Source organism: Paracoccus kondratievae (assembly GCF_009301415.1).
Lineage (GTDB): Bacteria > Pseudomonadota > Alphaproteobacteria > Rhodobacterales > Rhodobacteraceae > Paracoccus > Paracoccus kondratievae.
On the sequence record NZ_CP045072.1, the window covers coordinates 1,341,111 to 1,353,393 of the forward strand.

The 12,283-nt window shown below is 62.4% G+C and carries 11 protein-coding genes; 2 read left to right on the top strand and 9 right to left on the bottom strand.

The annotated features are described in order from the left end of the window. Positions 1-11 precede the first annotated feature (11 nt). From F8A10_RS06670 to ccoN, 7 genes are all read right to left on the bottom strand, one after another. A complete protein-coding gene (locus tag F8A10_RS06670) occupies positions 12-2,213 on the bottom strand; it encodes a heavy metal translocating P-type ATPase (RefSeq protein WP_010392373.1) in 2,202 nt (733 codons plus the stop codon). Position 2,214: 1 nt separating this feature from the next. After that, entirely contained in the window at positions 2,215-2,679 is a 465-nt protein-coding gene (locus F8A10_RS06675) for a FixH family protein (RefSeq protein ID WP_010392375.1), read from the bottom strand. Continuing rightward, complete coding sequence (gene ccoG, locus F8A10_RS06680) at positions 2,679-4,136, bottom strand: cytochrome c oxidase accessory protein CcoG (protein ID WP_085501076.1); 1,458 nt, start codon at positions 4,134-4,136, stop codon at positions 2,679-2,681. The genes F8A10_RS06675 and ccoG overlap by 1 nt, the downstream gene beginning before the upstream one ends. A gap of 291 nt (positions 4,137-4,427) precedes the next feature. Beyond that, positions 4,428-5,456, bottom strand: a complete 1,029-nt coding sequence (ccoP, locus tag F8A10_RS06685; RefSeq protein WP_010392378.1) for a cytochrome-c oxidase, cbb3-type subunit III — start codon at positions 5,454-5,456, stop codon at positions 4,428-4,430. Then, entirely contained in the window at positions 5,456-5,644 is a 189-nt protein-coding gene (locus tag F8A10_RS06690) for a CcoQ/FixQ family Cbb3-type cytochrome c oxidase assembly chaperone (protein WP_010392381.1), read from the bottom strand. The genes ccoP and F8A10_RS06690 overlap by 1 nt, the downstream gene beginning before the upstream one ends. A gap of 8 nt (positions 5,645-5,652) precedes the next feature. After that, positions 5,653-6,378, bottom strand: a complete 726-nt coding sequence (gene ccoO, locus F8A10_RS06695) for a cytochrome-c oxidase, cbb3-type subunit II (protein ID WP_010392383.1) — start codon at positions 6,376-6,378, stop codon at positions 5,653-5,655. 9 nt (positions 6,379-6,387) lie between these two features. Beyond that, a complete protein-coding gene (gene ccoN, locus F8A10_RS06700; protein WP_029371287.1) occupies positions 6,388-8,007 on the bottom strand; it encodes a cytochrome-c oxidase, cbb3-type subunit I in 1,620 nt (539 codons plus the stop codon). A 247-nt stretch (positions 8,008-8,254) separates the two neighbouring features. Here ccoN and F8A10_RS06705 point away from each other — a divergent pair, with 247 nt between their 5' ends. After that, the gene (locus F8A10_RS06705; RefSeq protein WP_010392386.1) at positions 8,255-9,088 is read left to right on the top strand and encodes a universal stress protein; all 834 of its coding nucleotides are present in this window, start codon (positions 8,255-8,257) and stop codon (positions 9,086-9,088) included. Positions 9,089-9,172: 84 nt separating this feature from the next. On the opposite strand, the gene fnrL is transcribed toward F8A10_RS06705, so the two are convergent. Then, a complete protein-coding gene (gene fnrL, locus F8A10_RS06710; protein ID WP_010392388.1) occupies positions 9,173-9,922 on the bottom strand; it encodes a transcriptional regulator FnrL in 750 nt (249 codons plus the stop codon). Positions 9,923-9,969: 47 nt separating this feature from the next. Here fnrL and hemN point away from each other — a divergent pair, with 47 nt between their 5' ends. Next, positions 9,970-11,325 carry an oxygen-independent coproporphyrinogen III oxidase gene (hemN, locus tag F8A10_RS06715; RefSeq protein ID WP_085501077.1) on the top strand — a complete coding sequence of 452 codons (1,356 nt, stop codon included), beginning with the start codon at positions 9,970-9,972 and terminating at the stop codon, positions 11,323-11,325. Here the strand turns inward: hemN and F8A10_RS06720 are convergent. Beyond that, a complete protein-coding gene (locus F8A10_RS06720) occupies positions 11,322-12,275 on the bottom strand; it encodes a cation diffusion facilitator family transporter (RefSeq protein WP_010392394.1) in 954 nt (317 codons plus the stop codon). The two genes, hemN and F8A10_RS06720, sit on opposite strands and share 4 nt — an antisense overlap. Positions 12,276-12,283 lie beyond the last annotated feature (8 nt).

Genomic DNA, 12,283 nt, shown 5'->3' on the forward strand with positions numbered 1-12,283 from the left:
TTCCCCTTTCCTCAGCGCCGCAGCCGCAGCGCGTTCAGCGTCACGCTGATCGAGCTCAGCGACATGGCAAGCGCCGCCATCAGCGGGGTGGCAAAACCGGCAATGGCAATGGGCACAGCGACGATATTGTAAAGAAACGAGATGGCGAAATTCTCTTTGATGCGCGAACGCGCCTGCCGGGCCAGCGTCAGTGACTGTGCAACCGGGGAAAGGTCGCTGCCGACCAGCACGATATCCGAGGCGGTACGCGCCGCATCAAGCGCCGAGGCGGGCGAGATCGAAACATGCGCCTCGGTCAGTGCGGCGGTATCATTGAGCCCATCGCCGACCATCAGCACATGCAGCCCCTGTTCGCGCAGATCATGCACGGCCGTGGCCTTTTCGACCGGAGTAACGCCAGCCCGCCATTCGGCGATGCCAAGACGGGTCGCCAGATCCTCGACCACCGGCGCGGCATCGCCGGACAGCAGGAGCACCCGCCGCCCCGAGGCAAGGATCGCCGAGACGCATTCCCCGGCCCCCGGACGCAGCCTGTCCGAAAACTCCAGCCGGATCGGCGCACCCTGACCAAGCGACAGCCAGCTGGCCGAAAGACGGGCATCGCCATGTTCGGCACCTAGCCAGTCGGCACGGCCAAGCCGGACCTCGCGCCCCTGCCAGTTGCCCGCAATACCATAGCCCGGCACTTCACGCAGATCAGCAAGGGGTGCAGGTACAGTACCCGCCCCAACCAGTGCCTGCGCCAGCGCCTGTGACAGCGGATGGCCCGAGCCCTGCGCCAGCGCCAGCGCGACAGGCCGCGCCTCAACCGGGATGACATTGATCGAAACAAGCTGCGGCACACCCATGGTCAGGGTACCGGTCTTGTCGAAAACCACGGTATCGACATCAGCCAGCCGCTCAAGCGCAGTGCCCTCTTTGATCAGCATGCCGCGGCGGAACAGCCGCCCCGACGCTGTGGTGATCACTGCCGGGACAGCAAGGCCAAGCGCACAGGGGCAGGTGATGATCAGGACCGCCGCCGCGATGTTTACCGCCAGCCGCAGGTCATGGGTGGCCAGATACCAGCCAAGAAAGCTGCAAAAGGCCATAAGGTGCACCAGCGGCGAATATAGCCGCGAGGCGCGGTCGGCAAGACTGGTATAATGGCCGCGCGCCGATTCAGCCGCGGCGACCAGTGCCGTCAGCCGCGCCAGTGAGCTGTCGCGCCCGGCTGCCGTCACCCGCAGGACCAGGGGACCGGTCAGGTTCACCTCGCCCGCCGAAAGCGCAAGGCCCGGGGCGGCGGCGACCGGAATGCTCTCGCCCGTTAAAAGCGAGCGGTCGATTTCGCTCATCCCGTCGATGATCTCTCCATCGGCGGGGACGCGGGCGCCGGGGCGGATGCGGATCAGATCGCCCGGTACGAGCTCGGATACCGGCACGGGCTCATCGCCGGCAGCAGTGATACGAAAGGCGCGCGGCACCTCAAGCGCGGTCAGCTCTTCGGCAGCAGAACGGGCGACGGCGCGGGTGCGATAGTCCAGATAGCGCCCGATCAGCAGAAAGAAGCACAGCATCACCGCCGCATCGAAATAGGCGTGCCGGCCCGAGTTCAGCGTTTCATAGACCGAGATGGAACTTGCCAGGATCAGCGCCAGCGAGATCGGCACATCCATCCCCAGCCGCCCATGGCTGATCGCCCGCCAGGCGCTGGAAAAGAAAGGCCGGCCAGCAAAGGCAACAGTCGGCAGGGCAATGGCCCCGGAAATCCAGTGGAACATGTCCCGCGTCGCGGCCTCGGCCCCTGACCAGACTGCAACCGACAGGATCATGATATTCATCATCGCAAAACCCGATACGCCAATGCGCATCAGGATATCGCGGCCCTGCCGGTCGGCGGCGCTGGCGCTAAGCGCAGCGGGGTCAAGCTCATGCGCCTCATAGCCGATGCTTTCAACGACGGGAATCAGCTCTTCAGCACTCATGCCCGGCGCGTCCACGGTGACGCGGCGCAGGGTCAGGTTAACCCGCGCGGCCTTGACCCCGGGATGACGGTTCAGCACCCCCTCAACATCGGTGATACAGGTTGCGCAATGGATGGTCGGCAGCGACAGGATGATATCCGCCTGCGCCCCTTTGGCCGACGCGATGCGCGAAGCCAGCGGCGCAGCATCGCAAGCCGGACAAGCCGAAAGCCGGGCGTCGTGGTCGTGCAGCGTGGCGTCCGACATCTCACTGCACCCGGTTGCCGTTGTAGTGGTCGATACGCTGGCGGAACACTGTGCCGTCTGGCGCGGTGGCGGTCAGGTGGATGTTCCATTGTCCCGGCGCAAGAACAAGCGGCGCACGAAAGAGGCCGCCAGAATAAGTGAACTCGGGCCGCTGATCGTCGCGCACATGGGTGGGACGACCAACGGTGACCTCAAGCGTGCTGACAGGGGCAGGATTGCCCTGACCGTCACGGATCACCAGCACCATTTCGCGCCCGTCATAATCCGGGGTCACGGTCCAGTTCAGCGCCTCTTGTGCATTGCGATCACGGTCAAAGCGTTGCGAGGCAACATAGCTGTTCTTGACCTCAAGCCCAGGAAAGGTGCCGACGGCTTTCACGGCCATAAAGACATTGACCGCGATGATAATGCCAAAGGCCCCCAGGGTGATCAGCAACACATGGCGGCCAGTCAGTTCGCGCGGCATCACTCACTCCTTCCATGGAAGACCGTGCCGATCCGGGACTTGTTCCCATCGGTGGCATCTTCGACCCACAGCGTCAACTCGCTTTGCTCACTGCCGGCAAGGGCCGAGCCCTTTTCGGCGGTGATATAGACGCGTTGGGTATGGGTACTGTTCGCAGATACGCTGACGCGGGTGTCAGGCAGACCCTCAAGCGTCACGGTGACGCCCTGCGGCAGGGTACCATCTGCGCCAAGGACCGAAACGGTAAATTCACGCTCGTCCCCCTGCTTGTTGCGCAGGCGCAGCGCATAGGTGTTGCGGATCGCACCATCGGCCATGGTGACGTAAAGCGGGTTCCTGACCGGTGTCACGTTCAGATCGAACGGAGAGCGCAGGAACAGCGCAACCAGCAGCGCAACTCCGATCCCGGCCCAGAGCGTAAAGTACAGCACCGTGCGCGGACGCAGGATATGTTTCAGCAGCGGTTTCGGGGTCTCGCCCGCACGCTCGGCTGCCTCGTCCCGCAGCGCCATATAGTCGATCAGGCCGCGCGGTTTGCCGATCTTGCCCATCACCTCGTCGCAGGCGTCGATGCACAGCGCGCAGGTGATGCACTCCAGCTGCTGGCCGTCACGAATGTCGATGCCCATGGGGCAAACGTTCACGCAAGCCATGCAGTCGATGCAATCACCCTTGGGGCCGCCTTCGGATCTGGTCGCCTCCCCCCGGTGCAGTTTGCCACGCGGCTCACCCCGCCATTCGCGATAGGCGACGGTCAGGGTATCCTCATCCATCATCGCGGCCTGAATGCGCGGCCATGGGCAGGCATAAATACAGATCTGCTCACGCGCGAAACCGCCAAACAGGAAGGTCGTCGCGGTCAGAATCCCCATGGTGATATAGGCGACCGGATGGGCGTCCCCGGTAAAGAGATTGCGAAGCAGCGTCGGCGCGTCGGTGAAATAAAAGATCCAGGCCCCGCCCGTCGCCACGGCGATCAGCAGCCAGATCGCCCATTTCGTCAGTCGCAGCCTCAGCTTGCGGGCATCCCACGGCGCGTTCCACAGCCGGACACGAGCGTTCCGGTCGCCCTCGACCCAACGCTCTGTCAGGATGAAAAGATCGGTCCATACCGTCTGCGGACAGGCATAGCCGCACCAGACCCGCCCCAGCGCCGAGGTGAACAGAAACAGCCCCAGCCCCGCCATGACCAAAAGGCCGGCAACGAAATAGAATTCATGCGGCCAGATCTCGATCCAGAAGAAATAGAAGCGGCGGTTGGCCAGATCGATCAGCACCGCCTGATCGGGCAGGCTTGGTCCCCGGTCCCAGCGGATCCACGGCGTGATGTAATAGATCGCCAGCGTTACCGCCATGATGATCCATTTCAGGTTGCGAAACCAGCCATGGACACGGCGGGGAAAGATCGGCTCTCGGGCGGCATATAGACGTGGCGGGTCGATGTCGGGGTTCGACATGATTAGCTCCTGTTGCGCGTGGCCCGATCATAGCGGGCCGGGCCGCACCGGCGCATTGATCTGCATCAAGCGCGGGTCCGCTGGCTTATAGCGATGGAACAAGGTGCGGGGCATGGGCCGCTTTGTCGCATGCGCCAAAGACCTGCCTCGGAGAAAAACACGCGAACCGGCTTGCGCCGGCCGCAGGGATTGACGTTTGATAAGCGCACCGGCCCCCTTGGAAACGCGCGAACAGGACAGGGGGCCGGTGCCTCCCCGGCCGGTTACCCGGCCAGGGATCCCGGTGTTTTGTTATTCGCCGCCGCCAAGGCTGTGGACATAGGCGGCAACGGCGCGAATGTCGGCCTCGGACAGACGGCCCGTCCAGGCGGGCATGACGCCAAAGGGTCCGTCATGCACGATACGTGTGATCGTTGCCGGGTCCGAACCATATAGCCAGACCGCATCCGTCAGGTCCGGGGCACCCTGGCTGCGGTCGCCGGTGCCGTCCTCGCCATGGCACGAGACGCAGTTATCGGCAAAGACCGCCTCACCTTCGGTCGCCAGCGCCGCGTCATGCGGCAGGCCGCCAAGCGCAAGCACATGGTTTACGACCTGACGGATCTGAGTGTTGTCCAACATCTCGTCCGTGCCAAAACGCGGCATTTCCGAATAGCGTGTATCATCGTTCTGCGGATCGCGGATACCGTGGGTCACGGTGGTGTGGATATCCTCCAGCGAGCCGCCCCACAGCCAGTCATTATCCAGCAGCGAAGGGTAACCCGTCGCACCGCCCGCCCCGGAACCGTGACACTGCGCGCACCAGGTGCGGAAGATCGCGGCACCGGCATTGGCGGTATAGTTCGCCAGTTCCGGATCGGCGGCGATTTCCTCAAGCGGGGTTTCTACCAGCTTGGCCTGGATGGGCGCATTCGCGTCCTTGAATCGCTGGATCTCGGCCGCCACGTCCGAGCGATAGTTCTGGCCCAGCACCCCTTGTGTCGATCCGTTCAAAAGCGGGATCGCAGGATAGGCGATGACATAGGCCACCGACCAGATGATGGTGGCGTAAAAGGTCCACAGCCACCAGCGCGGCAGCGGATTGTCATATTCCTCGATCCCGTCCCAGGAATGCCCGGTCGAGGGCACCTCGATCACCCGGCGCGCGCCCTTGCGGTCGCGCACGACCCGGGTTGCACCGGGGCGCGGGCTGACCGGCTGACCCTCGGAGGATTGGGCAAGGGTCTGGTCCTTCTGAGCCTTGTCGGCGGCCTGGCGTTCCAGCTCGGCCCGGTTATCGGGGCTCTGCGGGCTGGTGTGCTCGTCGTCGGTATCGGCCATCACTCGACCTCCTTCTCGCCCGCCGGGGCGGGCCTCATCTCATTGCGGAAGATGCTTTCGGCTGCGTCACGGTGCATCGGCCGCGAACCCGGCCTGAAGGCAAAGACCACCACGCCCAGAAAAAAGATCACAAGCGCCAGAAGCACCCAGCTATCGGCCAGTTCGCGCAGGAAAGAATATCTGTCCATGACGCACCTCAGCGATTTGGATCAGGTTCGAAGGTCGAGAAATCGACCATCGTGCCCAGCACCTGCAAATAGGCCACCAGAGCATCCATTTCAGACACGCCGGGGCGGCGGTCGAAATTGCGCTGCTGGGCACCCGGATAGCGTTCCTCAAGGCCCGAGGCATCCGCATCAGGATCGGCCTGCGCCAGGAAGTCGGCCCGACCGGCGGCGATCATCTCGTCGCTATAGGGCACGCCGACCAGCGCATCGGTGCGCAAGCGTTGCTCGATGTTCGAGGGGTCGATCTTGCGATCCAGAAGGAAGCCGTATTTCGGCATGATCGATTCCGGCACCACCCCTTGCGGGTTCACCAGGTGGTCGATGTGCCATTCGTCCGAATAGCGTCCCCCGACCCGGGCAAGGTCCGGCCCGGTACGTTTCGAGCCCCACTGGAACGGATGATCATACATCGACTCGGCGGCAAGGCTGTAATGGCCATAACGCTCGACCTCGTCGCGCATCGGGCGGATCATCTGGCTATGGCAGACATAGCAGCCTTCGCGCACATAGATGTCGCGCCCCTTCAGTTCCAGCGGCGTATAGGGCCGCATCCCCTCGACCTTCTCAATGGTGTTCTGCAGGTAGAACAACGGCGCAATCTCAACGATGCCCCCGATGGTCACCACCAGAAAGGAAAAGACCAGCAGCAGCGTTGCGTTCTTTTCCAGAACCTTATGCTTATCAAGAATTGCCATGATCCGTCCTCACTCTGCCGGGACCGCAATAGTGGTCGGCTGGGTCTTGGGCTGGCGCGCGACCGTGGCCCAAAGGTTGTAGCACATGATCAGCGCACCGCCGAGGTACAGCACCCCACCAAGCGCACGCACCACGTTCATCGGGAACTTCGCGGCAACCGTGTCGGCGAAGGCGTTGACCAGGAAGCCCTGAGAATCGACCTCCCGCCACATCAGCCCTTCCATGATGCCCGAGACCCACATCGAGGCGGCGTAAAGCACCAGGCCGATGGTCGCGAGCCAGAAGTGCCAGCTGACCAGAGAGAGCGAATAGAGCCGTTCACGACCCCACAGACGCGGCACCAGATAGTAAAGCGCGCCAAAGGTGATCATGCCGTTCCAGCCCAAAGCGCCGGAGTGGACGTGACCGATGGTCCAGTCGGTATAGTGCGACAGCGAGTTCACGGCCTTGATCGACATCATCGGACCTTCAAAGGTCGCCATGCCGTAGAAGCCGACCGCAACAACCATCATGCGGATGATGGGATCGGTGCGCAGCTTGTCCCATGCGCCCGAAAGCGTCATCAGACCGTTGATCATACCACCCCAGGAAGGCATCCACAGCATGATCGAGAACACCATGCCCAGCGTCGAGGCCCAGTCGGGCAGCGCGGTATAGTGCAGGTGGTGCGGACCGGCCCAGATGTACAGAAAGATCAGCGCCCAGAAGTGGATGATCGACAGCTTGTAGCTATAGACCGGACGCTCGGCCTGTTTGGGGATGAAGTAATACATCATCCCCAGGAAGCCGGCGGTCAGGAAAAAGCCCACGGCGTTATGTCCGTACCACCATTGCGTCATCGCATCCTGCACGCCCGAGAACAGCTGCACCGACTTTGAGCCGAATACGCTGACCGGGATCGCCAGGTTGTTGACGATATGCAGCATGGCGATGGTGACGATGAAGGACAGATAGAACCAGTTCGCCACATAGATATGCGGCTCTTTCCGCTTCAGGATCGTGCCCAGGAACACGGCCAGATAGACGACCCAGACCAGCGTCAGCCACCAGTCAACGTACCATTCGGGTTCAGCGTATTCCTTGGACTGCGTGGCACCAAGAATATAGCCGGTCGCGGCCAGAACGATGAAAAGCTGATAGCCCCAGAACACGAACCAGGCCGCATTGCCGCCCCAAAGCCGTGCGGCCGAGGTGCGCTGCACGACATAGAACGACGTGGCGATCAGCGCGTTGCCACCAAAGGCAAAGATCACCGCCGAGGTATGCAGCGGGCGCAGCTTGCCAAAGTTCGTATAGCCCATGGTGATGTCGCTGAGGTTCAGCACCGGAAAGGCCAGCTGCAGGGCGATGACCACCCCGACCAGAAAGCCCACGGCCCCCCAGAATGCGGTGGCGATGACGCCGGCCCGCACCACCCCGTCCATATATTCGGTCTCAGGGTGGGGCTCGAGGGAGGGTTGCTCGTTCCCCATCTGGCGCAGCACCCGCACGAACATGACACCCGCCACCAGCATGACGATCAAGGCGTTCACTAGGTAGGCGGGATCATCGGGCCGCGCATAGTTGGCCGCGATCGCGGCCAGAACCGCAATCGAGCCAAGCGCGATCAGCTTGATGGTGTCCAACATGAATTTCTGTCCTTCATCCAGCGGCGAGACCACCCGGGACATCAAAAGACGCTGCCGGGTGGGGCTTCGACAGATCCTTTTATCTCTGCACAGTTTCGTGAGACTTTGATCTGCATCAATCAGGATACACGGGACAGGTGTAAAATCGTTAAATATCCGGACAGGATGTCGCAGTTGGCTAAGGCGAGCGATTGCGATTCCCCCCGGAAAGGGGCAAGAATCGCCCTGAACCGTGAAAGGAGAGCCCATGGGCTACAAGACAATCCTGACCGTTCTTACCAACACCAATCAGCACAAGCAGCTTGATTCGGCCATCGCCATGGCCCGGCGCGAGGATGCGCATCTTGATGTATTCTGCCTTGGCGTCGATCACACCCAAAGCGGATATTACTACGCCGGTGCCTCGGCCTATGTGTTCCAGGAATCCATCGACAAGGCCATGGCCGCAGCAAGCGAGCTTGAAGAAAAGGTCCGCGAGCGGCTGAACCCCGAGGATATCCGCTGGTCGGTCGATTCGGCCGTGGCACAGGTCGGCGGGCTGTCAACGCTGGTCGGGATGCGCGCGCGTTATGCCGATCTTGTGGTGCTGAGCCGCCCCTATTGCGAAGGCGCGCCCACCGACGCCGAGGCAGTGACCGAGGCCGCCTTGTTCGAGGGCACCGCCCCGGTTCTGATCGTCCCCGAAGAGCTGAAATCGCCCTTTGGCAAAAAGATCATGATCGCCTGGAACCAGTCGAACGAGGCGATGGCCGCCGTTCGGCGCGCGCTGCCCCTGCTGATTGCAGCGGATAGTGTCGAAATCACCATCATCGCTCCCTCGCCCACCGGCCCCGAGCGTTCGGACCCCGGCGGTGCGCTATGCCAGATGCTCACTCGCCATGGCGTCAAGGCCGAGATCGCGGTTCTGGCCAAGACGCAGCCATTGGTCAGCGATATTTTGAATCGTCGCGCGACCGAGATCGGCGCCGATATGCTGGTCATGGGCGCCTATGGCCATTCGCGTTTCCGCGAGGCGATCCTGGGCGGGGCCACCCGCAACATGCTGGAAAAGGCGCAGGTCCCTGTGCTGATGACGCACTGATCAGACATGAAAAACCCCGCGGCGAATGCCGCGGGGCATAACCCGGGACAGGCAGGCTGCCCGATTGGCTTTAGCTCATTGGCTTTAGCTCAACGGTCCGCCATCGGAATCATCTCCGCTTTCCAGCACCAGGTCCTGGAACGAAGGCACGATCACCCGGCGCTTGCCTTCAAGCTCGATCACCCCTTCACGCTTCAGCGCGCTCATCTGCCGGCTGACGGTTTCCAGCGTCAGGCCAAGATAATCTGCCATCGCTTCACGCGTCAGCGGCAGTTCGACGGCAATGCGCCCCTCGGGCCGACGCTTGATCAGTGCCGCCTCGCGCCGGGCAAGGATAACCAGCAGCGAGGCGATCTTTTCACGCGCCGATTTGCGCCCAAGCAGCAAAAGCCAGTCGCGCACGGCGTCCAGTTCGTCCAGCGTCATCTCAAGCAGGCGGCTTGCGATGCGGGGATTGTCAATGAGCAACCGCTCAAAGGGCTTGCGACGAAAGCAGCACAGCAACAGATCGCTGGTCGCGGTGACGGTATAGGCGGCTGACTCACGACCCGGCCGGCCCAGAAAATCGCTGGGCAGCAACAGGCCGACCATCTGGGTGCGCCCATCCTCAAGCTGCTGGGTCAGCCCCGCCATGCCAGCCACGACCGAGGCCACGAAATCCATCCGGTCGCCAGCCCAGACCACCACCTGCCCCGCCTCAAACCGGCGATAGAATTTCATGCTTTCCAGTTCAGCCAGTTCATCGCCTTCGCAATGTGCACAAACAGCCCGATAGCGGATGGGACAGATTTCGCAGGGCTGCTGCGTCGCGCAAAGGGCGGCATCATGTGGCATTTGATTTGTATCAAGGTCCTGGCGCGAGTTAAGCCAATAATAGCAGTATGGAACAGCAATCGCAACTTGAGCGCCTGGGATTGTTTGACGCACGTGTGCCGCGTTACACGAGCTATCCCACCGCGCCGCATTTCACCGCCGCAATAGGTGAGCCCGTCTTTCGCGAATGGCTGGGCGCGATCCCGGCGGGCGCCTCGATCTCATTGTACATGCATGTGCCCTTCTGCCGGCGGCTATGCTGGTTCTGCGCCTGCCGCACCCAGGGTACGCAATCCGAGGAACCGGTCCGCGCTTATGCCGAGGCCCTTCTGACCGAACTTGAGATGCTGAAGGCCGCTCTTGCACCGGGCGTCCGGTTGTCGCGACTGCATTGGGGCGGCGGCACACCGACCTTGATGCCGGCCGAGATGATGCGCCGCGTTGCGGGTGCCGTACTTGATACCTTCCCGCTGGCTGAAGGCGCGGAATTCTCGGTCGAGATCGACCCCAATGAGATCGATGATGCACGGATGGACGCGCTGGCCGATGCGGGGTTGAACCGTGCCTCGATAGGCGTGCAGGACTTTGACCCCGAAATCCAAAAGATCATCGGCCGCGAGCAAAGCTTTGAAACTACCCGGCGCGCTGTCGACATGATCCGCGACCGTGGCATTGCCAGCCTCAACACCGACATTCTTTACGGCCTGCCCGATCAGACCCCCCATCGCATCTCGGAATCGGTGCAAAAGCTCTTGGCGCTATCGCCCGACCGGGTCGCCCTTTACGGTTATGCCCATGTGCCATGGATGGCCAAGCGCCAGGTAATGCTGCCGTCTGACCGGTTGCCTGACCCGCATGGGCGGCTGAAGCTGTTTGAGACTGCGCGTGCCCTGTTTCTGGCCGACGGCTACGAAGAAATCGGCATCGACCATTTCGCCCGTCCGGGAGATGGGCTTGCGCAGGCACAAAAAACGGGCCTTTTGCGGCGCAATTTCCAGGGCTACACCGACGACCGGGCCGAAGTGCTGATCGGGCTTGGCGCCTCGTCAATCTCGCGTTTCCCACAGGGCTATGCGCAGAACGCACCTGCGACCGGCGCACATCTGGGCCATATCCGCGAAGGCCGCTTTTCGACCGTGCGCGGCCACAGGTTCAGTGCCGAGGACAAATGGCGCGCCCGCATGATCGAGGCGCTGATGTGCGATTTCGAGATCCGCGCCGAAGAATTCACCCGCGACTATGGCTTTGACGCAGAAAGCCTCGATCAGCTATTTGCACCCGTCAGAGCCCATTTCGGTGAGATGGTCGAATGCGACAGCACGGGCCTGCGCATCACCACGCAGGGCCGGCCGCTGACCCGGATGATCGCACGGATGTTTGACGGCTATGACATGGCTGCCTCGGGACATTCGGCCGCGATCTAGTGATGGTGATCGTGGCTACCGTGATCGTCATGGCCATGGTGATGACGGGAGTCACTACAGGGTGCGCCCTCGCGCTCGGTCTCGATAGTGGCATGATCAATGCCGAAATCTTGCCGCAGTAGCGCCTTGACACGCTGAACGGCCAGACCCTGATCGGCGCCATCGCGCATCACCAGATGGGCGGAAAGCGCGTTGCGACGCTCATCAATCTGCCACAGATGCAGATGATGGGCGCTGGCAACGCCCTCGACCCCGGTAACCGTACGGATCAGGGCCTGATGGTCGATACCCGGGGGCGCGGCAAGCATCAGCATACGCATGACCGGCCCGATCTCTTGCCCGACATGCCACAGGATGACGGCCGAGATCAGCAGCGTCAGCAGCGGGTCGGCGATCTGCCAGCCAAAGGCCCAGATCAGCAGCCCGCCAAGGATCACCGCCAACGAGACCGCCGCATCTGCAAGGTTGTGCAGGAAAGCCGCGCGGATGTTGACGCTTTCGCGCGATGCCCGCCAGACCAGCGCCGCCGTGGCGATATCGACGATCAGGGCAAAGCCCGCCAGTGCCATCACCAGCCCGGCCCCGACCTGAGGGGGTGAGGCCAGCCTGCCCAGCGCCTCGATCGCAAGCCAGACCGAAATGGCAATCAGCGCCACATAATTGACAAAGGCCGCGACGATCTCGGCCCTACCCCACCCATAGCTCATCTCAGGGGTGGCGGGCCGGCGGGCAAGACGCCGCGCGCCAAAGGCCAGCACCAGAGCCAAAGCGTCCGAAAGATTATGCACCCCGTCCGCGATCAGAGCGGTTGAGTCGGCGATATAGCCACCAAGGATCTGCGCCCCGGTCAGCGCAAGGTTGACCACCACCGCGACCAGAATGGTGCCATCCCCCGCCCCGCCCGGCAGATGCGAATGACCGTGCCCGTCATGGATGTGCGAATGGCCCATTACACCCT